Source organism: Akkermansia sp. GGCC_0220 (assembly GCF_017566105.1).
In the GTDB taxonomy this organism is placed as follows: Bacteria; Verrucomicrobiota; Verrucomicrobiia; order Verrucomicrobiales; family Akkermansiaceae; genus Akkermansia; species Akkermansia massiliensis.
Window position 1 is genome coordinate 88552 of sequence record NZ_JABFCI010000006.1, and the last position, 22070, is coordinate 110621.

At 58.1% G+C, this 22070-nt stretch carries 19 protein-coding genes; 11 read left to right on the forward strand and 8 right to left on the reverse strand.

Translation table 11 applies throughout. The annotated features are described in order from the left end of the window. Positions 1-240 precede the first annotated feature (240 nt). The gene (locus tag HJW02_RS06115) at positions 241-2202 is read right to left on the reverse strand and encodes an MFS transporter (RefSeq protein ID WP_022396528.1); all 1962 of its coding nucleotides are present in this window, start codon (positions 2200-2202) and stop codon (positions 241-243) included. A 345-nt stretch (positions 2203-2547) separates the two neighbouring features. Continuing rightward, entirely contained in the window at positions 2548-4071 is a 1524-nt protein-coding gene (locus HJW02_RS06120) for a hypothetical protein (RefSeq protein ID WP_102721945.1), read from the reverse strand. A 523-nt stretch (positions 4072-4594) separates the two neighbouring features. On the opposite strand from HJW02_RS06120, the gene HJW02_RS06125 reads away from it, so the two are divergent. From HJW02_RS06125 to HJW02_RS06165, 9 genes are all read left to right on the forward strand, one after another. Next, positions 4595-6274 (forward strand): glutamine--tRNA ligase/YqeY domain fusion protein, encoded by a 1680-nt coding sequence (locus HJW02_RS06125; protein ID WP_102721946.1) that lies wholly within the window; start codon positions 4595-4597, stop codon positions 6272-6274. 23 nt (positions 6275-6297) lie between these two features. Further along, complete coding sequence (locus HJW02_RS06130; RefSeq protein WP_102721947.1) at positions 6298-7500, forward strand: bifunctional 3,4-dihydroxy-2-butanone-4-phosphate synthase/GTP cyclohydrolase II; 1203 nt, start codon at positions 6298-6300, stop codon at positions 7498-7500. A 24-nt stretch (positions 7501-7524) separates the two neighbouring features. After that, on the forward strand, positions 7525-8013 hold the full coding sequence (ribH, locus tag HJW02_RS06135; RefSeq protein ID WP_022396524.1) for a 6,7-dimethyl-8-ribityllumazine synthase: 489 nt from the start codon (positions 7525-7527) through the stop codon (positions 8011-8013). Positions 8014-8044: 31 nt separating this feature from the next. Continuing rightward, a complete protein-coding gene (nusB, locus tag HJW02_RS06140; protein WP_102721948.1) occupies positions 8045-8938 on the forward strand; it encodes a transcription antitermination factor NusB in 894 nt (297 codons plus the stop codon). A 15-nt stretch (positions 8939-8953) separates the two neighbouring features. Further along, positions 8954-9802, forward strand: a complete 849-nt coding sequence (ftsY, locus tag HJW02_RS06145; protein WP_102721949.1) for a signal recognition particle-docking protein FtsY — start codon at positions 8954-8956, stop codon at positions 9800-9802. Between the two features lie 17 nt (positions 9803-9819). Continuing rightward, a complete protein-coding gene (gene rlmN, locus HJW02_RS06150) occupies positions 9820-10890 on the forward strand; it encodes a 23S rRNA (adenine(2503)-C(2))-methyltransferase RlmN (RefSeq protein ID WP_102721950.1) in 1071 nt (356 codons plus the stop codon). A 109-nt stretch (positions 10891-10999) separates the two neighbouring features. Then, on the forward strand, positions 11000-12451 hold the full coding sequence (dnaB, locus tag HJW02_RS06155; protein ID WP_102721951.1) for a replicative DNA helicase: 1452 nt from the start codon (positions 11000-11002) through the stop codon (positions 12449-12451). A 393-nt stretch (positions 12452-12844) separates the two neighbouring features. Continuing rightward, positions 12845-13672, forward strand: a complete 828-nt coding sequence (locus HJW02_RS06160) for a PEP-CTERM sorting domain-containing protein (RefSeq protein ID WP_102733168.1) — start codon at positions 12845-12847, stop codon at positions 13670-13672. A gap of 153 nt (positions 13673-13825) precedes the next feature. Further along, positions 13826-14446, forward strand: coding sequence for an isoprenylcysteine carboxylmethyltransferase family protein (locus tag HJW02_RS06165; protein ID WP_205597352.1), 621 nt, complete (start codon positions 13826-13828; stop codon positions 14444-14446). Here the strand turns inward: HJW02_RS06165 and HJW02_RS06170 are convergent. Then, positions 14436-15680, reverse strand: coding sequence for a competence/damage-inducible protein A (locus HJW02_RS06170; protein WP_180971838.1), 1245 nt, complete (start codon positions 15678-15680; stop codon positions 14436-14438). The genes HJW02_RS06165 and HJW02_RS06170 overlap by 11 nt on opposite strands. Positions 15681-15792: 112 nt before the next feature. Between HJW02_RS06170 and pyk the strand changes: the two genes are divergently transcribed. Both pyk and HJW02_RS06180 read left to right on the forward strand, forming a co-directional pair. Beyond that, on the forward strand, positions 15793-17214 hold the full coding sequence (pyk, locus tag HJW02_RS06175; RefSeq protein ID WP_022396515.1) for a pyruvate kinase: 1422 nt from the start codon (positions 15793-15795) through the stop codon (positions 17212-17214). After that, complete coding sequence (locus HJW02_RS06180) at positions 17211-17729, forward strand: GNAT family N-acetyltransferase (protein WP_102722669.1); 519 nt, start codon at positions 17211-17213, stop codon at positions 17727-17729. Before pyk ends, HJW02_RS06180 begins: the two co-directional genes overlap by 4 nt. Here the strand turns inward: HJW02_RS06180 and HJW02_RS06185 are convergent. The 5 genes from HJW02_RS06185 to rpsK all read right to left on the reverse strand — a co-directional run bounded on the left by HJW02_RS06185 (position 17717) and on the right by rpsK (position 22042). Further along, positions 17717-18538 carry a hypothetical protein gene (locus tag HJW02_RS06185; RefSeq protein WP_102722668.1) on the reverse strand — a complete coding sequence of 274 codons (822 nt, stop codon included), beginning with the start codon at positions 18536-18538 and terminating at the stop codon, positions 17717-17719. The two genes, HJW02_RS06180 and HJW02_RS06185, sit on opposite strands and share 13 nt — an antisense overlap. Before the next feature lie 361 nt (positions 18539-18899). Beyond that, positions 18900-19826 carry a hypothetical protein gene (locus HJW02_RS06190; protein ID WP_022396512.1) on the reverse strand — a complete coding sequence of 309 codons (927 nt, stop codon included), beginning with the start codon at positions 19824-19826 and terminating at the stop codon, positions 18900-18902. A gap of 124 nt (positions 19827-19950) precedes the next feature. Beyond that, positions 19951-20718, reverse strand: coding sequence for an HAD family hydrolase (locus HJW02_RS06195; RefSeq protein WP_102722666.1), 768 nt, complete (start codon positions 20716-20718; stop codon positions 19951-19953). A 128-nt stretch (positions 20719-20846) separates the two neighbouring features. Continuing rightward, positions 20847-21458, reverse strand: coding sequence for a 30S ribosomal protein S4 (gene rpsD, locus HJW02_RS06200; protein WP_022396510.1), 612 nt, complete (start codon positions 21456-21458; stop codon positions 20847-20849). 32 nt (positions 21459-21490) lie between these two features. After that, complete coding sequence (gene rpsK, locus HJW02_RS06205) at positions 21491-22042, reverse strand: 30S ribosomal protein S11 (RefSeq protein ID WP_022396509.1); 552 nt, start codon at positions 22040-22042, stop codon at positions 21491-21493. Positions 22043-22070: the final 28 nt, after the last annotated feature.

The following is a 22070-nucleotide window of genomic DNA, read 5'->3' on the forward strand; positions in this document are numbered from 1 at the left end:
AGCAGAGCCTTGGCCTGCCCGTTCCAGGATTCATCCCCGGACCTCTCCCGTACAAAAGAGACTTTACGCAAGCCGCCTCTTCCGGTCTTTAAACACGCCCGGCATGCTCCTTCCGGAAATGCCGGAAGCCCGGAACAGCCAGGTTTCCGGAGCCATGGAGCAAACATTTTCCTCTGGCGGAACATGAAAAAGCCGCCCCCCCGGACGGGGAGGCGGCTTTGAAAACCCCAGGAGGGAAGATTATTCTTCCGCTTCAATGCCTTCACCGATCATCTTGAGATCTTCCGGCATCTTGCCTGTTGTGAAGTAGCCTTCGATTTCCTCCAGGGAACGGCCCTTGGTTTCAGGCAGGAAGAAGGTCACCGTAATGAAGTACAGCACCGTAATGCCGCCCAGCGTAAAGAACACGCCGGAATAGCCGCAGCTTCCCACCCACGGAAGGAAGGAACCGGCAATGATCGTGGAAACAAGCTGGTTGATCAGCAGCGCAATCGCCATGCCGTTGGAACGGATGCGGGCGGGCATCAGTTCGGACAGGGCCAGCCAGACGCACACGCCGGGGCCGGTGGCATAAAACGCGATGAAGATGATGAAGAAGGCGGTCACGCCCCAGCCCATGGAGGTATCCGGCTTCTCGCCCAGTTCCGCCTTCAGGATGGAAACGGGCTTCATGGCATAGCCGTCCTTGCCGTTCACCACCATCTTGTTGGTGGAATCCGGAACGGCCTTGATCACGGCCAGGGAAGCCTTGTCCTCTTCCTTCTTGATATCCTTGGCATCCTTGGTCAGCTCGGAAAATTCCACCACGGAAAGCTGGGTGGAAGAACCCATCAGGAACTGGTACCAGGCGGGATTGGCTTCCGGCTGGTCATAGGTGATGATGAGCTGCATCCTGTTGATGTCCTTGTCGCCCATGCCGTTCTTGGCAAGCAGGTTCTTGACGAAGGGGGAATCGGGCGTGCGTTCCAGCTGCAGCGTGCGGATGGAGCCTACGTCCTTGCCCTGGTCAAACTCCTTCTGGACGGAAGGGCTCTGGGCGGCCAGCAGGGCGGCCACGTCCGTGGTCACGTCCTTGCGGGCTTTTTCCACATTATTGAACAGGAACCCGGTGCCGAGCAGACCCACCACAATGCCGGCAGTGCCGATCTTGAGCAGGAACTTGCGGCCCTTGCGGTCCACCAGGATCATGGCGACGATGGTCATCAAGCAGTTCACCACCTTGATGGTGAAGTCCGCCCAGTTGGCGGTGGTGCCTTCCAGGCCGGCCTGCTGGAACACTTTCACAGAGTAATTCAGCACGGAGTTGATACCCGTGGCCTGCGTAAACGCCAGGACGAGGACCGCCAGAACAAAGGGATACACATACTTGCGCTGAAGAAGGGATTCACCGGAAGAACTCTGCTTCTTAAGCTCTTCAGCCTTCTGCTTCTCTTCCTCTTCAATGTGGACCATTTCATCAAACACCTCCTTGGCGCGCACATCTCCATAACTGCGCACCAGCACGGCCATGGCTTCATCCTTGCGGCCGCGGCGGAACAGGTAGCGGGGGGATTCGCTCAAACGGAAGGAACCGAAAAACAGGAAAAGGCCGGGAACGGCGCAAACCCAGAAAATGGCCTGCCACGCAAAAATCTTGGCGGAAGTCAGCGTTTCCTCGCTCGCGCCGGAATTTTCCACGCCGCCCACATAACTGGCGGCAAGCAGACCGACTACGGCGGCGAACACGAGGCCCACCGTCAGCAGGAACTGGAACATCCCAGTCCCTTTGCCACGGGATTCCGCGCTCAAACACTCAGCCAGGTACAGGGGAACCACCACGCCTACAATACCGGCGCTGGCGCCCTGGAGAATACGGCCCAGCAGCATGATGCCGAACACTTCCTGGGACAGGCAGATCACGGGAATACTCACCGTGAACAGGGCGGCGGCTACGGTAATCAGCGCCTTGCGTCCCAACTTGTCCGCCAGATACCCGGCAAACAAGGAAGAAAGCACGCTGCCGAACAGCACGGCCGCCACCACCTGGGAAAGCTGGGAGGGATTGAAACCAGCCGTCTGCTCAATGTAGGGGAGCGCCGCAGCAATCACGCCGACGTCCACACCGTAGAGCAGGCCGCCCAAACCGGCCATGATGAGGAGGTAGCGCATGTATCGCCTGGCCGCATCCGGAACGGCGGCCTTCATGTTTTCTTGGTCTGTCATGGTCGTTGCATTCTAGTAAATTGGCTTTTCTCCGCAACCAAAAAAGAGACGCTTCCGGGACAAAAACAACTTTCCTCCCCTCAAATGCGCCCAAATGGTAAAAATATCACAAAAGAAACAACTAGGAAGCCGTGCAGAAAAGGAAGATCGTTTAAAATGACTCCAAAAACACCTCCTGCCATTTTCCCCGCATCTTCATGAAAAAACAGCCGCAAAAGAAAAAAACGCGGGCGCCTTCCCTCCGGCCCCGTGAACCATTCAGCTGAAAAAAAGAGCGGTGCGACGCGTCCCAATCAGACCGGGCATAAAAAACCTCCCGCCCTCTTCCGGAAACGGATGCCGTCCCTACTGGGGGTTCTTCGCGGAAGAATCTATCCCCAGCCGCTTTTCAATCAGGTTTACGGACAGCTCCGCGCACAGGCGCAATTCGTTGTCGGCGTCATGGGTGAAAGCCTTGAGCGCGGACAGGGAAGTCTCCGAACCGATTTCCCCAAGAATACGGGCGGCGGAACGTTTCAGCACAAAATCGTCCGACTCGTTCATCAGCCGGATAATGTCGGCTTCCCCGGTTGGACCGACGGCCTTGCACTCGTCCTCCCACTTCTGGGGATCCTTTTTCCATTCATCCAGAAGCAGCGCAAAGCTCTTCTTCTCCGGACCGTGCAGCAAAAACCTGACCAGAGAGGCAGGAATCTCGCAGTCCGCCTTCTTCAACTCCGTAGCCACATAGTAAACCACGCGCTGCGCCTCCGCGTTATCCGGCTCCGCCCACACGACGAGGGCGGAAGCCAAAGCGGTCACATACTCCGCATCACGCCCCCACGGCTCCCGGAGAAGCTCCACCAGCTTGGCGGAAACTTCATGGCGCATCTTGTCCGGCTTCACGGAAGCCAGGCGCTTTGCCGCGGCAATCACGCGCCGGATGTCCAGACAGGACAATTCCTTCAAATTGGCCAGTACGAAATACTGGTGGCGTTCATCCTGCAACGCGGCGGAAGCCGGGCGCGCTTCAAACTTGTCCCGGTTCAGAACCACTTCCACAAAGAAACGCTCCTTGTCCTGCAAAGTCACGTTCCCCATCTTGGCCGCCACGTCCACAAACTCCTTAAATGTGATGGGAGTAGGAGTAATAACGAACAAGCCGCCGCCCGTGCCTTTGCGGTCATAAAAAATCGGCTCGTCCTCAGACTGGGCCATCCTCTTCAAATACGCCTTCACCATGTCCCGGTTGGCCGCATTCACCCCGACCACCCACACGCCCAGAACACCCTGGGCCTCTTTCCGGTCAATGGCGGCAAACAGGGGCTTCAAATCCCCTTCCCCGTAATTCTGAACGGAAGCGTTCTGTTCGGCCAGTTGTTCCAGGCTCATGCTGGTAAAGCCGGAGACGCCTTCCTCCTCCTCAGCCTGGGCGACCGCTTCCTTCCCGCCGAGCAGGGAGGGATTCAGTTTGACCGGATACACGAAAGGCAGGGAGGCAATGCCCCCCGCCACCAGAAAGCCCAGCAAAATGAAAACAATCTTGTGCCTGCGTCCGGCGCAGGCCATCAAGCCCCCCGCAAGACAGGCGAAAAACAGGGCGAACGCCTTTTGCTGGGGCTGCTGCAGCATGGAAAGAAAAAAGGTCCCGTCCATCTCGGAAGAGGCATTGTAAAAAAGCCAGACGCAGCCGGCGGCGATGACCAGGGAGGCGCAAAGGCACATCAGTTGAATCAGCCCCGTTTCCATCAAGGCGCTCTGAATGGCCTCCCGGCGGTCTTTGGGGGTATGCACGGTAACGGCCTTCTTCGCCCTGGCAAAAGGCTTCTTGGGGATCAGCTTTTCCCTGTCGCAAAGAAACTCATGGCCGCATTTGCTGCAATTCACCATGGAACCCTCCGCAGCGGAAGGAACATTGATATGTCGTTTGCACTGTGGACAATTCAGATTCACCGGAGTTCAATATGCACGTTTTTGATTCTTTTGCAATACCTGTCTTTCAAACTTTCCTTTCGCCGGTTATTCTGCATAAATTTTCAAGGATGTCCCATTGAACTCCAGTTCAGCCGCTTTCCCGAACCATCCCGTTCCACCTCTTTTTTCCTGAACTTTAAATTTAACCTAGGTATCTTACATTTAAAATATTCTATAACTGACAACCATTCCTCAGAACCTTGAACACAAGACGAAGCGGCCGACAACATTTTTTCCTAGTAAAAGACTGGGGATTTTTTAGCCAACCTTCATCAGAAATCCACATTCCCAAACATTCCTATATATAAATTATTTAAATTTTATAACCGGGGCCTTCCGGGAAAAGATAAAAAACTCTCTTTATCCGCCGTATTCCTCCCCATGTCATTCCGAGTGAACACGCTTGCAGAGAAGGAAATTTGGTAGTAGAATTTTCGCCATGTCATTGCAGCCTGCCGAACGCCGAGATTTCATCCGCGATATGATTTCTGATGACCTTGCCTCCGGCAAGCATCAGGCACCGGTAACCCGCTTCCCCCCGGAACCCAATGGTTACCTCCATATCGGACATGCCAAATCCATCTGCCTCAATTTCGGTATCGCCCAGGAATTTCCGGGCGCGCGCTGCCACCTGCGCTTTGACGACACCAACCCCAGCAAGGAAGACCAGGAATATGTGGACAGCATCCAGGAAGACATCCGCTGGCTGGGCTTCGACTGGGGGGACAATCTCTTTTTTGCCAGCAACATGTTCGATTTCTTTTACGAATGCGCCGTCGCCCTCATCAACAAGGGACTGGCCTACGTGGACGAACAGACGGTGGAGGAAATACGCGCCCAGCGCGGCAACGTGAACGTGCCCGGCCAGGAATCCCCATACCGGAACCGTTCCGTGGAAGAAAACCTGGCACGCTTTCAGGCCATGAAAAACGGGGAAATCCCGGAAGGAAAAGCCATTCTGCGCGCCAAAATAGACATGGCCTCCAGCAACATGAACATGAGGGACCCCGTGCTGTACCGCATCATGTTCGCGGAACACCACAACACGGGCGGCACATGGTGCATCTATCCCATGTACGACTTCGCCCACCCGCTGGAGGATGCCTACGAGCACATCACCCACTCCCTCTGCACGCTGGAATTTGAAAACCACCGTCCCCTGTACGACTGGGTGATTGAAAACTGCCCCGTGCCGGCACGCCCGCGCCAGACGGAATTCGCCCGCCTCAACCTCACCTACACCGTCATGAGCAAGCGCAAGCTGCTCCAGCTGGTGCAGGAAGGGCACGTCAGCGGCTGGGACGACCCCCGGATGCCCACCGTCTCCGGCATGCGCCGCCGCGGCTACACGCCCGCCGCCATCCGCAACTTCTGCCAGACCATAGGCATCACCAAATTCAACGGCTTCACGGACGTGGCCCTGCTGGAATACAGCGTAAGGGAAGACCTGAACGCCAACGCTCCGCGCCGCATGGCCGTGCTCAATCCCCTCAAGGTAACCATCACCACTCTGCCGGAAGGCGCGGAGGAAATGGCGGAAGTGCTGAACAATCCGGAAAAACCGGAGGAAGGAACCCGCCGTCTTCCCATCACCCGGGAAGTCTGGATTGAACAGGACGACTTCATGCTGGACCCGCCCAAGAAATACTTCCGACTGGCTCCCGGCCGCACAGTGCGCCTCCGCGGCGGCTACTGCATCACCTGTACGGACTACCGGCAGGATGCGGACGGAAACATCACGGAAATCTTCTGCGAGCATATCCCCGGCACCATCGGCTCCAACCCTCCGGAAGGAATCCAGTGCCGGGCGGCCATCCACTGGGTAAGCACCAGGGACGCCGTGGACGGTGAAATCCGCATCTACGACCGCCTCTTCACGGAAGAAAACCCGGATGCCGCGGAAGAAGGCTTCCTCTCCGTCATGAATCCCGGCTCCCTGACCGTCATCACGAACGCCAAGCTGGAACCATCCCTGGCTGAAGCGGAACCTGAATTCCGCTGCCAGTTTGAACGCCTCGGCTACTTTGTGGCGGACCGCAGGGACCATTTACCAGGCAAACGCGCCGTCTTCAACCGCACCGTGGCCCTTAAGGACTCCTGGGCCAAAAAGCAAAAATAACCTCCTCTCCTTTCATCCCCTTTATGGACAACCAACTTCAATTCTGCACCGTTGACGAAGCCGTGGAAGAAATACGGCAGGGACGGATGATCATCGTTACGGACGACCCCGGTCGTGAAAACGAGGCTGACCTCATCATTGCCGCCGAATTCGCTACGACGGAAGCCATCAACTTCATGGTCACCCACGCCAGGGGCCTCGTCTGCGCCCCGCTTTCCCCGGAACGGGCGGACGCCCTCCAGCTCCCGCTCATGACCTCCGTCAACCGGGAAAACATGTCCACCGCCTTCACCGTCTCCGTGGATGCGGCCCATGACATCACCACGGGCATCAGCGCCGCGGAACGCGCCCTGACCATCCGCACGCTGGCGGACCCCAAGGCCACCGTCAATGACTTTGTGCAGCCAGGCCATACCTTCCCTCTCCGAGCCGTTCCCGGCGGGGTGCTGCGCCGCGCCGGCCATACGGAAGCCACCATCGACCTCGTGCGCATGGCGGGCCTCCAGCCTGCCGGCGTCTGCTGTGAAATCATGAAGGAAGACGGCACCATGGCCCGCACCGGCGACCTGGGCGGCTTCCAGAAAAAACATGGCCTGAAAGCCTGCACCGTGGCCCAGCTTATCGAATACCGCCGGGCCAAGGAAAAGCAGATACGCCTGGTGGAAACCGTCAAGATGCCCACGGACTACGGCGACTTCATTTGCCACCTCTATGAATCCCATCTGGACGGAGCCCTTCACCTGGCCCTGGTGCACGGGGAAATCTCCCCGGACAAGCCCACGCTGGTGCGCGTGCACAGCGAATGCCTTACGGGGGACGTCTTCGGCTCCCGCCGGTGCGACTGCGGCAGCCAGCTCCACACCGCCATGCGCCGCATTGCGCAGGAAGGCGGCGTGCTCCTCTACCTGCGCCAGGAAGGCCGCGGCATCGGCCTGGCGGCAAAACTCAAGGCCTACAAGCTCCAGGAACAGGGGCTGGACACTGTGGAAGCCAACCTCAAGCTCGGCTACCCGGACGACCTTCGCGACTACGGCATCGGCGCCCAGATTCTGCATGACCTGGGAGCGGACCAATTGCGCCTGCTCACCAACAACCCCCGGAAAATCGTGGGGCTGGAAGGCTTCGGCATTAAAATCACGGAACAGGTTCCCCTCGTCATCCCCCCCAACGAACAAAACAGCAAATACCTGGCTACCAAAAAATGCAAGCTGGGCCACATCCTGTAAACTCCCACTCCATCCCATCCCTCCATGTCCACGGAACTTCCACGCCGCCAGCGCGCCACGGGCACGCGCGCCAAAATCTGCATCGTCGCCTCGGAATACAATGAGCAATACACCCAGGCCCTGGTAGACAACTGCTCGGAAGAACTGGAAGCCGTGCTCCCCGCAGTCCGGCTGGAAATCATCCGCGTACCGGGAGCCTTTGAAATCCCGGTCACCATCAAATCCGTCCTCTCCCGCTCTCCGGAAAAACGCCCGGACGCCGTGGTGGCCCTGGGAGTCATCCTGCGCGGCAGCACGGACCACGCGGACCTCATCGGGTCCACCATCACGCAGGCCCTGATGCGGCTCGCGCTGGAATTCACCACGCCCGTCATTCATGAAGTCCTTCTCCTGAACGATGAAAAGCAGGCCTTTGCCCGCTGCATCGCCTCCCAGCTCAACCGCGGCCGGGAAGCGGCCCGCACCGCAGCCCGCATGGCGGAACTCTTCCTCAACTCCCTCTCCCGGCAATAAGGCACATCCTCCCTCTCTCTTCTCTACCGCCATGCTCTCACGCAACCAAATCAGACAAGCAGCCCTCCAATACCTCTACGCCACCTCCCAGACTCCGGAAGCGGAGCAGGAACAGGACGAAGGCATCTGGGACATCCTGATGGAACCCTTCCGCGGGGACTACTGCAAGCTCAGGGCCAAGGCCGTCTCCGGCCACCTGACCCGGGACTATCCGGACAAGCTGCGACTCTTCGTCACCCGTGCGCGGGAAACGGCGGACAAGCTTCAGCACGACCCCCTCACCCTGCCCGTCCGCGACCTGCTCCAAGACCTGCTGGTCAAGGAAGGGGAATTCAACGCCTCCCTGCTCCAACTGAAAAAAACCCTGTACGAAGACCCCTCCAATGACAAAGGCGCGCTTTCCGCCGCCTGTGACGCCGCGCAGGAACTCAACACCACCCTGATGCAGATGCGCCGCCGCCTGCTGGATGCCCTCAAGGACTTTCCTGCCTACAACGGCATCTGGGCTCCCCTTGTTTCCTCCTGCAACAAGCTCCAGGAAATCAACGACCGCATCAACTGCCTCATCCACCCGGACGGCCGCCCCTCCCTGGCGGAAATGAAAAAAGTGGTGGAAGCCGGAAAGGATGCGGATGAACTCTACCGTGAAGCCAAAGCCCTGGGGGAAGACATTCTGCGCCGCCGGGACGAACTGGACGCCGCCATCAACGGCACCCTGGAAAACTACTCTCCGGAACGCGTCAGCGCCATTGACCGCGCCATCCTGCGCCTGGGCGCCTACGAACTCCTTCACCGCAAAGACCTGGCCGCCCCCATCGTCATCTCGGAAGCCATCCGCCTGGCGGAACGCTTCTCCTCCGCGGAATCCCCCCGCTTCGTCAACGGCGTGCTGGCCGGCATCTCAAAAACGGAACGCCCGGCGTAACCACTACCCTGTACCATGGCTGGATTCTTTAAAAAACTCTTCACCAAATTCTCCCGCGGTTCCCGGATAGACTGGGATGAACTGGAAGCGGACCTGGTTACTGCGGACATCGGCATCCGGCGCGCCATGAACATTGCGGACCAACTGAGGGAAAGCAAGGGACTGGATGCGGAAAACCTGGTGGAAGCCACCCGTGAAGTCCTCTGCCAGGCCTTTCCTGCTACCGCTCCGTCCCTGCCCGCTCCTCCGGAGGGAAAGCCGCTGGTCATTCTGGTCGTAGGCGTCAACGGCACGGGAAAAACCACCTCCGCCGCCAAACTGGGCCACCTGCTGCAAAAACAGGGCTCCCGCGTTCTCCTGGCCGCGGCGGACACCTTCCGTGCCGCCGCCGTGGAACAGCTCCAGAGCTGGGCGGACAAGCTGGGAATTCCCATCTACAAGGGAGCGCCCAACCAGGACCCGGCCTCCGTTTGCTATGAGGCTCACACTCAGGCCATCCGGGAAGGCTTCCAATACCTTATCTGCGATACCGCGGGGCGTCTGCACACGCGCCACAACCTTATGGAGGAACTCTCCAAAATCCGCCGCACCCTCGCCAAGCAGGATGCAGCGGCCCCCCATCGCACCCTGCTGGTGGTGGACGCCACCACGGGCGCGAACGCCCTGGCCCAGGCCAGGGAATTCCACAAGGCCACTCCCCTGGACTCCGTCATCATCACCAAGATGGATGGCTCCGGAAAAGGCGGCGTGGCCGTAGCCATCATGGATGAAATGCACATCTCCCCTGCCTTTCTGGGAACCGGGGAAGGAGCTGAAGACTTTGAACCCTTCAACCGGGACCGCTACGTGGATTCCCTGCTGTAACGGGTCCGTTCAACCCCATGCCCTCTCTTCCCCTCATTACTGCCCAGACGGAGGAAAAGCTGCTCGCCTTCCTGACGGAACGCGGCCACACCAAATTCCGTGCCCAGCAGGTCCTGGACTGGATATGGCGCAAACGCGTCACCTCCTTTGACGCGATGACCAACCTTCCCCCGGCGCTCAGAAACCTGCTTTCGGAAAACTTCCGTTTCCACACACCGGAAATCGTGGAAATCCACGGCTCTGCGGACACCACACGGAAATTCCTGACCAGAATGGAAGACGGCAGTCTGGTGGAATCCGTCATCATTCCCGCCGCCGCTGCGGAAAACGGGGAACAGGCGGACCGCATCACCCTCTGCGTTTCCTCCCAGGTGGGCTGCGCCTTCGGCTGCAAATTCTGCGCCTCCGGCCTGCTGGGCCTCAAACGCAACCTCACGACCGGGGAAATCATCGGGCAAATCCTCTCTGCGGAAGCCATCGCCGGAAAACGGGTCAACAACCTCGTCTTCATGGGCATGGGGGAACCGCTCTCCAACTTCGACAACCTGGAGGACGCCCTGGAAATCATCACCTCCCACCGCGGGCTGGAAATAGGCGCGCGCCACATCACCATCTCCACGTCAGGCTTCGTTCCCGGCCTGAAAAAACTGGCCGCCTATCCCAGGCAAATCCGTCTGGCCGTCTCCCTGCACGGAGCCACGGACGAGGTGCGCGACCAGATCATGCCGGTCAACAAAAAATGGCCCCTCTCCCAGCTCATTCCCGCGTTGGAGGAATGGGGGAAGGACAAGAACCAGATGCCCACGCTGGAATACATTCTCATCCGGGACGTGAACGACTCCCTGAACGACGCATCCCATCTCGTCCGGATCGCCAAGCGCCTGCACGCCAAGGTCAACCTCATTCCATACAATACTGTGGAGGGGCTCCCGTGGCAACGCCCTGCGGAGAGCCGCTGCCGCGCCTTCCGGGACGCCATCCACAAGGCGCGCATCCCCGTTACCATGCGGTATGAAAAAGGCCATGACATCAACGCCGCCTGCGGCCAGTTGAGACTGAGGAAGGAACGGGAAAATAACAATAAGTAGGCAACACGCCTCTCTGAACCGAATTTGCTAACCCATGGTTAGTATTTGCCCGGCCCCCTCCATTGTGCTATTTCTTTTCTGCCGGTTACCTCCTTCTACTAGCATCGTCATGGACACCACGGATACCAATAACGCTAACTCCCCTTTGGAAATGACCAAGGCTCCACGCAAAGCTATGGCACTGGACGTCCGAGATATTCCCCAGGCACCAGGGCCAGAAAAAGGCGTACTTGCCCTCATGACCATGGATCCTGCTACCTACATAGGCCAGTGCATCACCATCGGCATAACGGAAGACTATTTCTATCTGCCGGCTCATCAACTACTCTGGAATCTCTTTCAAACCCGCTACAACAAAAACCAACCCATTGACATCGTCTCCATTACCCAAACCCTGGAAGACATGCACCAGTTGGAAGCTGTGGGAGGAAGTGCAGGCTTGGCGGAAATCTACACTTTTACCACCACGGGGGCCTACTTTGAGCATTATCTCAATATCCTGAAGGATAAATTTATTCTGCGCTCCATCATCAAGATCGCCACACAATCTACTACGCAAGCTTTTGACAATCCAGAAGATGTGCCAGAATTACTGGATTCCGTAGAAACTAACATCTTTCAGATACGAGAGCGCTATACTAGCGCCAAAGATGAACAAAGCTTGGCTAATGTCCTCAAGCAGGCTGTCACCAACTTTGAAAAATTCATCGCCAGCAAGGGACAGATCCAGGGGCTAACCACGGGCTTTGAAGAACTGGATAAAAAAAGTAACGGACTCAAACCGGGAGACATGTTCATTATAGCAGCACGCCCCTCCATGGGGAAAACTTCATTCCTGCTCAATATCATAGAACACATTGCCCTCAATGAAAAAAAGCCCACCCTGCTCTTCTCCTGTGAAATGCCCGCGGTCCAAATTGTAGAACGCCTTCTCTTTGCCCGTTCCGGCGTGCGGCGTGCGGAAATTATCAAGCGCGGCAATTTGACACAGTTGGAAATGAAACATTTCAAGCAAGCGGTCAAGGAAGTAGGTGCATCTCAACTCGTCATTGACGATACGGCTGCCATCTCCATCAACGAACTCCGGGCCAAGGCTCGCCGAGTTATGAGGGATCAGGGAGGGTTAGCCGCCATCGGCGTGGACTATCTGCAACTTATGCGTTCCCACTCCAAGCAGGCAGTTAACAGCCGTGAACGAGAAGTCGCGGAAATCTCCTCCGGACTCAAGGCTTTGGCCAAGGAACTCAAGGTACCCGTCATCGTCCTGGCCCAGCTCAACCGCGGCCCGGAAAGCCGGACGGGCGCCAGCCTGGGCGTCCCTCGCATTTCCGACCTGCGTGAATCCGGCTCCATCGAACAGGATGCCGATATGATCGGCCTGCTCTACCGCTCCGCCTACTATGCGGAAGATGAGGAAAAACGCCAGCAGATGGCCGGACGGGCCAACCTCCACGTGGCCAAAAACCGCAATGGCCCCACCGGGGACGTGCCGCTCCACTTTGAAGCGGAGCTCATGCGCTTCTCCACCCGTGAAGCGGATGAATACGACCAGGAAAACTAATGAATCCCTTCCGCGCTTCAATTTTCTGCGGATTTACAATCCGGAGTCAAGCTGTGATTCTAAGGGAAAAGAACTTGCGACGGCATTCCTTCGCCTATCGGGAGCTGTTTACATAAAATGGGGAACCGTCCGGAGTTGCCGAACTCCGGCGAGGAGTGCCGCAGACATCTGCGGCATCTGAATTTGAAAGGGAGCGTTAGCGAACTCTCTTTCCTGGAAGCCGGTACGTCCTGACGGGCACACGTATTTCAATTGCCGCAAGGCATGCGGTGCTTCTTGCGGGGAGATGGACATTTTTCCGTTTATAATCCGTAACGGATTGTAAATCCGGTAGCCTCATTGTAGCGCCAGCGTCTCTTCTGGGCTTATTTATCAAGTCATTTCTGTTTTAATATGAAAAAAACCTTATCTATCGCCGCCCTGCTCTGCGGATTGTGCGTTTGCGCCCATGCCGCCAGCATGGTCACGGAATGGACCGGTGGGGCCGGACCTACGGAAGGCAACACCTATGAACTGGGCAACGCGGGCAACTGGAGCAACGGCATTCCCAGCCGCGGCAACGGCCAGGGCCCGGATGTCATCTTCAACAATGCCGGAACCGTCAACGTCAACGGCGCCATGGTGGACACCTCCGACGGCGGCGGCATCACCGTTACGGGCAACAGCAACGTTACCGTCGGCGGCACCCGCTATACGGGGAATGTAACGGTCGGCTCCGGTTCCACTCTCAACCTCGGGCAAGTGGACTTCAAAAGCAGTGACATCACCCTTGACGGAACCCTCAACCTCACCGTCTGCGGCATTGATCCCGGCGGCAATGGCGCACGGCTTGTCTTCGGTATTGGAGGCATCATGAACGTCAACCAGAAAATATGGGGCGCGTCCAGCTTCTCCGTCTCCGGACTGCTGGCCACCACATCCACGGACCTGACTGTGGGAGAATTCCAGTTCGTTACCCGTACGCTGGTCACCTCCGCCGGTTTTGACGGCGGTTCCATCTCCCTGGGGGACTTTACCGCTGAAGACGGCAGCGCGCTGACCAAGGCCTCCGGCCTCATGGAAGGAAATGCAGCGGACTATCAGGGCCAATACTACCTCTACACGGAAAACGGAGACGTCAAGGTGCAATACGTAGTAGCGGGCGCCGTGCCGGAACCCGCCACGGCTACCCTCAGCCTGCTGGGGCTGGCAGCTCTGATGCTGCGCCGCAGGCGCGCCTGATTTCCGGAATCCCATTTTTTCTTCAAGAGGCTGTACGCTAATGCGTACAGCCTCTTTTGCATTCGCCGGGCGGGTGACGGAAACGTCACGGAAAACATCTTCACGCCATTGCCGGAGGCCGTAACATCTTTCCATTACCCTTTATTCAGCATTATGCAAGCCCACGCAAAATCACTCAACGAGCGCTTCCGCACACTCATCTCACTCCTCTTCGGCCTGGCTATCGGCTGCGCCCTGCTCTTTGGGGAATCCCGGTGGGAAATGTCCCCGCTCATAGAAGAAAGCCTCATGCTCCTGGCCTGTTTCATGGCCGGCATAGGCGCCTTCGGGCGCATCTGGTGCTCCCTCTACATTGCTGGTTATAAAAACAACGTCCTTGTCATTGAAGGGCCGTACTCCATGTGCCGCAACCCGCTTTACTTCTTCAGCTTCATCGGCGGCATAGGCGTAGCGTGCGCCACGGAAACCTTCACGATCCCCCTGCTGACGGCATTGGCCTTCGGCATTTACTACCCGTCCGTCATCAGGAAGGAACAGGAACGGCTCATCTCCCTCTTCGGAGACGCCTACCGGAACTACTGCCGGAGCGTCCCCTCCTTCATTCCCTCCCTATCGCGGCTGAAGCCGCCGCCCGCAACCTACTCCGTCAATCCTGCCACCTTCACGCACAACATCGTGGACGCGCTGTGGTTCATCTGGTTCATCGGCATCTTTGAATTCATCAGCGGGCTACATGAAGCCAGAGTGCTCCCCGTATGGTTCCTCATTCCGTAACCTGCTCCCTTCTTCTGGCGTCCAGAAGCCCCGCCAGGGCCTTCTGGGAAACCATCTGCCGGAAAGACCCTCGGTCCCTCGGATAAAGCATCATCTCCGTCCGCGTCTCTCCCCCCCGGAAAGCCCAGGCGAGCCATACGGTACCCACAGGTTTTTCCGGCGTGCCGCCTCCCGGCCCCGCAATGCCGCTGACGGCAACCGCCACATCGGCACCGGAACGGTCCAGGGCCCCCTCCGCCATCGCTTTCACCACGGGTTCGCTTACCGCTCCGTGAAGCTTCAGGATATCCTCCGGCACCCCCAGCATCTTCGTCTTTGCCCGGTCAGCGTAAGTCACCCAGCCGAACTCAAAAACGCCGGAGGAACCCGGCACATCCGTAATCCTCTTGGCAATCAGGCCGCCGGTGCAGCTCTCCGCCGTCGCCACCTTCAACCCCTGTTCCGCCAGATGGAGCACCACCGCCTTCTCCAGGGATACTCCCGCGGGAGTCAGCACATACGCTCCTGCCAGGATGCGCAGGCGCGCCTCCCCCTGTTTCAGCGCCACTTCACTGCCCACCAGGCGCACATCCACCTCTCCGATGCGCGCGCAATACGCCACCTCCAGTCCCTCCACCTGGTGCAGGGAATCATCCACCAGCTCCTGAAGGTCGCTCTCCCCGATTCCTACCAGCCGGAAAACGCGCAGATGCGGAATATCCTCATCCGCCAGATCTTCCAGAAGCGGCATCACTGACTGCTCCACCATCGGCTTCAACTCCGACGGAGGTCCGGGCAGCAGGATGAACATGGGAAGGGAACCGCTGGCAGGCATCACCAGGCCGGGCGCCGTGCCGTTGGAATTCTCCAGCACCGCGGCACCGTCCGGAACCATGGCCTGTTTGAAATTGCATTCCGCAATGGAAATTCCCCTGCGTTCAAAATAGCTCTTCAACCTCTCCGCCACCTGCTCGTCACGGTGCATGTCCACGCCGCACACGTCGCACAGGGCTTCTCTGGTCACATCGTCGCTCGTCGGTCCCAGGCCTCCGCTCACAATCACGATATCCGCCCGCCGGGCGCTCTCCCTCATGGCCTCGTTAATGGCATAGCCGTCGGGAACCACGGTCTCCCTCTCCACACGGAATCCGGCCTCAAACAGCCTGTTGCCCAGCCACGCGGCATTCGTATTCACAATGCTCCCCAGTAAAATTTCCGTCCCGGTGTTGATCAATTCAACCCTGATCTGCTTCATGCCGCCAGTATGCTCCCGCATCCGCTCCGTGACATGCAACAATCCTGCCATGTACCACAAAAAACTTCATTTGAACGTCCCGTAGGATACAGTATGGGCACTGACAAAGACCATGAGCACACCTTCCCGGCCCCGCGCCACCAAAATCATCTGCACCATTGGACCAGCAACAGACACTTCCGACATGCTGGGCCAGCTTATTGAAGCCGGAGCCAACGTTTTCCGGCTCAACATGAGCCACTCCAAACACGACTGGGTCCGGGAAGTCGTCTTCCGCATCCGCCGGAAAGCCGCGGAGCTGCAGGCGAACATAGCCATTCTCTTTGACCTCCAGGGGCCGTCCATCCGCACCGGGGACCTGCCCGAACCCTACCATCTGAAAAAAGGGGACACGCTGGAAATCCGCCTGAGCACGGCCAAGCCGGAACTCCCCTTCTCCACCACGGTGAACTATGACGGGCTCCTGCAGGACGTCCAGGTAGGCCATACGATGGTGGTGGACAACGGAGGCATTCTCATGCGCATTGAGGAAGTGCGCCCGGACAGGCTCATCTGCAAGGTGCTCACGGAAGGAGTATTCGGCTCCCGCCGCCACATCAACCTCCCCGGCGTGGCGCTGCGGCTCCCCGCCCTGACGGAAAAAGACCTGGCGGACCTGGCCGTAGCCGTGGAATGCGAGACGGACTACGTAGCCATGTCCTTCGTCCGGGACGCCGCCCACATCGCCCAGCTCCGGGAGCATATCGACAACCTTGGAGGAAGGGCCCAGATTGTCGCCAAAATCGAGGACCAGCAGGCCATCCGCCACATTGACGACATCATCCTGGCCGCAGACGTCATCATGGTCGCGCGCGGCGATCTGGGCATCGAAGTCAGCATTGAGGAACTTCCCATCATCCAGCGCCGCATTATTCGCCACTGCCACAGGCTGGGGCGCCGCTGCATCGTCGCCACGCACATGCTGGAATCCATGATCACGCAGCCCACCCCCACCCGTGCGGAAGTCACGGACGTTTCCAACGCCATCTTTGAACAGGCGGACGCCGTCATGCTCTCCGGAGAAACCTCCGTAGGCCATTATCCCGTGCGCTGCGTGGAGGTCCTGGACTCCATCGCGCACCGCATGGAGCGCTCCGGCAACCTTAACTTTGCCGCCTCCGCCATCCTGAACGGAGACAGGCAGAAAGCCACCAAGGCAGCCATCTCCCTGGCGGACTCCGTGGAAAACGCCTGCATGGTCATCTTCACCCGCCGCGGCCTGGCCGCCACGCAGGCAGCCGTCCTCAGGCCGGAACGGGCCCCCATCTTCGCCTTCAGCAATGACCCCGTTGTCGTCCGGCAGCTCGCGCTGGCACGCGACGTGACCGCCTTTGAATCCCCCTTCCTGAAAGACCCGGCCCGCATGATCTCCACCGCTCTGAACCTGCTGAAGGAAAAAGGGCTTATCACCTCCGGCCAGCCCGTCGTCATCCAGGGGGACAGCCTGCAAGGGGAACTGCTGGCGGACTCCATCATCTTCATGCGCGCGGAATGATGGCCCCTGCCTTCCATGTGGCGCAGGAAACAGCCGTGTGGCCTCCGCCCCCTCCTCTCAGGAAACTTCTGCTGGATGCCGATCCGGACGAACGGCAGGTAGCGGACCATCTGGCCCACGGCGAACTTTACGTCGCACGGAGCCGCGGAGCTGCCGCCGGAGCTATCGTCATCCGGCAAACGGGGGAAGACACATGGGAAATCATGAACTGTTCCGTAGCCCCTGAATACAGAAGGCACGGTTGCGGAACCGCTCTGGTGCTGCACGCCCTGCACATCATCAGGAACAAGGGGGCAAGATATGCGGAACTGGGAACGTGCGATGCCTCCCCGGGCCCAATGGCCCTGTATGAAAGCTGTGGCTTCCGGATTTCAGGCGTCGTCAAAAACCACTTTACGGACAACTACCCGGAACCCGTCTGGGACAACGGCGTGCAGTGCATTGACATGGTCCGCATGCGTGCGGACCTCTCCCCGCAGGAGGGGGAAACACCTCCAACTGGTCAGAAGCTATAAACCAGGCTGACGCCCGTCACCCAGCTATTGCCCTTCACCAGCGTTCTCCCATACACCCGGTTCACCCCGTGGGCTCCCTTGCCGAGCCAGTGCAGCCCCACAAACGGCTCCACAAAAATATTCCCGAACAAACGGTAATTCGCCGTCACCCTGACGTACAGGGACTGCCAGCCGTTGCTGCCGGAAGGCCAGTAGGAGGAACTCAGCACCGCGCCGAACTTGAAACCCATGTAAAGGTTCTCCGTCATCCGGAAATCCGACCCGGTGCACATGTCAAACCACCAGCCCGTAATGCCGTAAAAGGAATAAGCGGCGCTTCCCTGCGCATAAAAACCGGGCAGGAAGCCCAGATCATGGCGCAGAATCAGCGCCGTTTCATACGTTGTCCCACCGTTGCCGAACAAATGTTCGGAGGCAAACCCCGCCAAACCGCCGTCATTCGCACGGAAGGATAATGCGGCGTAAGTGGCCTTCCCGAACTTCCTTTGAAGCCCAAGATCAGCCATTGTCTCATTCTCCATGTCAACCGCCGGATGCCCCAGGAAAATCTCCTCCTTCAACGCCAGAATCAGGGAATACCGGTCATTCAGGTCGCTTCTCCAGTCCAGACGCAAGGGAGCCGTGGGATTACAGCCGCCGGGAATCAGGCCGCGGAATTCGTAATTCGTGGAATAGCCCGCCTTCAAGCTGCCGCTCACGGGTCTCAGAGGCGGATCGGAAGGAACATCCGGAATGCGTGACTCCGCCAGGGAAATTGAAATGGAAACGGCCAGAACCGCCCCAAGAGCAGAAAAAAAGGAAAAACTCATAAACTTGGAACTCCTGTTCCGCGGCATTCTGAATAAAAATACTGCCTCTGGCAACAAGCAAAAAAGGAGCGGAGCAATTCTCCTTTACCCCGGAAAGTCAATTCCTCCGCAAGCCGCTCATCCTGCAAGGAATAAAAAAATCCGGCCCTGCCGCTGCCCCAAATTTTCCAGCCAGTGCAGCAGCAGCCATATCCGTGACGGCTTTTCCTAAGCCATCACCGGCCGGAACAGGAACAATGGCCGGATCTTAGTCCCCGCCTTAATCGGCAATTTCTCCTTCCTCCATCCGGAACATGAAAGAAAAAGAGCGGCGGATTGCTCCGCCGCTCTTGAAACATGATTCAATCGTAAGCCGGACGGCTTAGAAGGAATAGACGAGGTTGGCGCCAGCCACCACGCCGAAGTTCTTGTAAGGCTTGGAACCTGCGTCCACGCCCTTGTTAGCCTTCAAGGCGCCGTTGCCGGCCCAGTTGAAGCTGACGAAGGGAACCACGGCCAGATTCTTCACGCCCAGCTTGACAGGCAGTTCAGCCTTCACCCACCAGGCTTGCGCGCCGTTGGACATGAAAGCGGACTTGCTGTCGAAGTAGCCGGCAGTGGCAGACATGCCGCCCGTGATCACGATGTCCGTGGCGGGGCAGATGGAAGCCTTCCAGCCCACATACGGCTGGAACCACCATCCGGTCATTCCCTGGAAGCCATAGCTAGTGGTCACACCGGCGAACCAGTTGCTGCACAGGTCATAGTTCAGGTTCAGATAGAATTCCTGAGCCACGGAGTGGGCATGACGCTGGCCAACGACGCCGTTTGCAAGGAGGTTGCTGTAATCATACTTGGCAAAGTTGCCGAGCAGACCGCCATGAATCAGATTCCAGCCGAGGGTGGTGGACAGGTTCTTCAGCAAACCGTCCTGGTTCTTCCAGCCAAGGTTGAAATTGGTTTCATTGTGGAAAGCAATATCTTTCATGCCAAGCAGCTCGTGACCGGAGGTCAGGGAGGTGTAGGAAGCGGCACCCACAATGGAGTTGGCGTCGCTCAGCTTGTAATTCAGATTTACACCGGCAGGGATAACGCTATCCCCTCCCACCAAGGCGTGGGAAGCCACGATGCCGCGGCTGGTGTAATTGGAGGCATAACCGGCGTAGATATCGCCGGACAGCGGGCTGACAGTCGCCACGGGAGTGGGAACCGGAGTCGGAGCAACAATCTTGACGGGAGTGCCCGCAAGAGCAGCGCCGGCAAAGGATGCCACAGCTGCCGCAACACTGATGATGTTCTTGGTTTGCATGACTATTACTTGGTTAGGGTATTAATTGTTGATTTGCTAACAAGGAAAGAAAAGTATCTTTTCCCCCTTGTTAAGGAAAGTGAAACATTTCCGTCACAAATGTAAAGCCTTTTCTCCCCCACAGTTAGCTAATCGTTGATTTTCTAACATTTATATTTACCATCCCCATGACAAAAAGAGCAATCTTCCAGATCTTGCCAAGCTTTCCTCTCCATGGCCGGGCAGGATACAGGCATTCCGCCCCGGCCAGGCGTTCGTCTTCCTTCAGGGAAGGAGAAGGATTCACCAGGACCCTTCGCCCGCAGGAAAGCAGCATGGGCATATCCGCGCCACTGTCGCTGTAGGCGGCGGCATTATTCAGAACGCCGTGCTCCGGCAGCACCTTCCGCTCGCGCAGGTGCTCCACCTTTATCTGTCCCTTGTTGTTGCCGTTCGGCAATTCCGGCATCGCCGGCATGCGGCCGTCCAGAAGCACGTCCGTTCCCAGAACGCCGTCAAATCCCAGCAGCTCACCCAGAGGTTCCGCGTAAAAGGTTGGGGAGGCGGAAACCATGAGGCACAGATCCCCCTTCTTCCGGTGCTCCTCCAGCCGTTCCTTCAGTTCCGGATAAATCCATTCCTGTGCCAGAGAGCCGAATTTCCTTCCATACTCCCGCACCGTTTCTGCGGGGAGTCCCCACAAATAAATGAGATAGGCCCTCTTCATCCGGTTTTCATCCCATATCCTCAGAACATAAAGAGGAATGCAGGCCAGGAAAAGAAGCACCAGCAGGCGCCGCCATGGATGGAGCCTCAGCACAAAACAGGAAAAAACGTATTGCGTATCCCAGGGCAGCAGCGTTCCATCCATATCAAAAAGGGCCACTCCCCTTCCGCTCAAATCATCCGTCATACCCCCATCCTATACTCTCAACCCTCAACTCTCAACCCTCAACTCTCCATCCTCTTCCCTTAAACGCCCAAAACCCCGGCCGCCAAAAGGCAACCGGGGTTTTGAAGCAAATCCAGAAGGAAATAAGATTAACGGGAGTAGAATTCCACGATGAGCTGCTCGTTGACGATGGGAGCAATCTCTTCCTTGGAAGGTACGCGAGCAATCTTGCCCGTGAGCTTGTCACGGTCGCATTCCAGCCAATCCGGAACCACGGTGGCCTGGGTCAGGTCAAGGAAACGGGTAGCCAGCTGCTGGGAGGAGGCCTTTCCACCGACGGCGATCACATCGCCAGGGCGGCAGGAGTAGGACGCAACGTTCGTCTTTTTGCCGTTCACGGTGATATGGCCGTGGGAAACGAGCTGACGGGCGCCGGCGCGGGTGTTGCTGAAACCGAGACGGTACACAACATTGTCCAGACGGAGTTCAAGGAGCTGAAGCAGGATGTCGCCGGTAATGCCGCGGCGGCGGGCGGCTTCTGCATAATACTTGCGGAACTGGCCTTCAAGCACACCGTACTGGAAACGCAGCTTCTGCTTTTCAGCAAGCATCACGCCGTAGTCGGACTTCTTCTTGCGGCCGGCGCGCATGCCATGCTGGCCGGGGGGGAAGGGGCGCTTTTCAAGAGCCTTGGTGGAACCGAAAAGAGCAACGCCAAAACGGCGGGACACTTTATCGCGGGGACCGGTATAACGAGCCATGATATATTTGATCTATAGGTAAAAGGATTCAATTAGACGCGGCGGGCCTTCGGGGGACGGCAGCCGTTGTGGGGAATGGGAGTCACGTCCTTGATGGAGGTGATTTCAATACCGATCGTCTGCACGGCACGCACGGCGGATTCACGACCGGAACCCGGTCCCTTCACACGCACTTCCACTTCACGCAGACCGTGGCCCATGGCCTGGCGGCAGGCGTCCTGGCAAACCACCTGGCCGGCGTAAGCCGTGCTCTTGCGGGAGCCCTTGAAGCCCATCTTGCCGGCGGAGGACCAGCCGATCACGTTGCCGCGCTGGTCGGTGACGGTCACGACGGTGTTGTTGAACGTGGAGGAAACATGAACCACGCCGGAGGAAACGTTCTTGCTGCCCTTGGCCTTCAGGATTTTGGGCTTGTCATCATCGCCGCCCAGACCGAGTTCCGCAAAAATGTCCTTGCGGGGTTCGGGCTTCTTGACTTCTTCAGGAGCGGAAACAGCGGCGGCCGGAGTTTCAGCAGCGGGAGCGGGAGCTGCCGCTTCCACGGGCTTTTCGGCGGTTTCGTTGGTGATTTCTTCGCTAGCCATAGTAAAGCTATATAGTAAAATTCAGGTT

Bases quoted from the DNA above. Each gene is read 5' to 3' on its own strand.
- HJW02_RS06125 (WP_102721946.1), top strand. From the start codon at position 4,595: ATGTCATTGCAGCCTGCCGAACGCCGAGATTTCATCCGCGATATGATT.
- HJW02_RS06165 (WP_205597352.1), top strand. From the start codon at position 13,826: ATGCAAGCCCACGCAAAATCACTCAACGAGCGCTTCCGCACACTCATC.
- dnaB (WP_102721951.1), top strand. From the start codon at position 11,000: ATGGACACCACGGATACCAATAACGCTAACTCCCCTTTGGAAATGACC.
- rlmN (WP_102721950.1), top strand. From the start codon at position 9,820: ATGCCCTCTCTTCCCCTCATTACTGCCCAGACGGAGGAAAAGCTGCTC.
- HJW02_RS06115 (WP_022396528.1), bottom strand. From the start codon at position 2,202: ATGACAGACCAAGAAAACATGAAGGCCGCCGTTCCGGATGCGGCCAGG.
- HJW02_RS06120 (WP_102721945.1), bottom strand. From the start codon at position 4,071: ATGGTGAATTGCAGCAAATGCGGCCATGAGTTTCTTTGCGACAGGGAA.
- HJW02_RS06180 (WP_102722669.1), top strand. From the start codon at position 17,211: ATGATGGCCCCTGCCTTCCATGTGGCGCAGGAAACAGCCGTGTGGCCT.
- HJW02_RS06190 (WP_022396512.1), bottom strand. From the start codon at position 19,826: ATGCAAACCAAGAACATCATCAGTGTTGCGGCAGCTGTGGCATCCTTT.
- HJW02_RS06170 (WP_180971838.1), bottom strand. From the start codon at position 15,680: ATGAAGCAGATCAGGGTTGAATTGATCAACACCGGGACGGAAATTTTA.
- HJW02_RS06160 (WP_102733168.1), top strand. From the start codon at position 12,845: ATGAAAAAAACCTTATCTATCGCCGCCCTGCTCTGCGGATTGTGCGTT.
- ribH (WP_022396524.1), top strand. From the start codon at position 7,525: ATGTCCACGGAACTTCCACGCCGCCAGCGCGCCACGGGCACGCGCGCC.
- HJW02_RS06130 (WP_102721947.1), top strand. From the start codon at position 6,298: ATGGACAACCAACTTCAATTCTGCACCGTTGACGAAGCCGTGGAAGAA.
- rpsK (WP_022396509.1), bottom strand. From the start codon at position 22,042: ATGGCTAGCGAAGAAATCACCAACGAAACCGCCGAAAAGCCCGTGGAA.
- HJW02_RS06185 (WP_102722668.1), bottom strand. From the start codon at position 18,538: ATGAGTTTTTCCTTTTTTTCTGCTCTTGGGGCGGTTCTGGCCGTTTCC.
- rpsD (WP_022396510.1), bottom strand. From the start codon at position 21,458: ATGGCTCGTTATACCGGTCCCCGCGATAAAGTGTCCCGCCGTTTTGGC.
- HJW02_RS06195 (WP_102722666.1), bottom strand. From the start codon at position 20,718: ATGACGGATGATTTGAGCGGAAGGGGAGTGGCCCTTTTTGATATGGAT.
- nusB (WP_102721948.1), top strand. From the start codon at position 8,045: ATGCTCTCACGCAACCAAATCAGACAAGCAGCCCTCCAATACCTCTAC.
- pyk (WP_022396515.1), top strand. From the start codon at position 15,793: ATGAGCACACCTTCCCGGCCCCGCGCCACCAAAATCATCTGCACCATT.
- ftsY (WP_102721949.1), top strand. From the start codon at position 8,954: ATGGCTGGATTCTTTAAAAAACTCTTCACCAAATTCTCCCGCGGTTCC.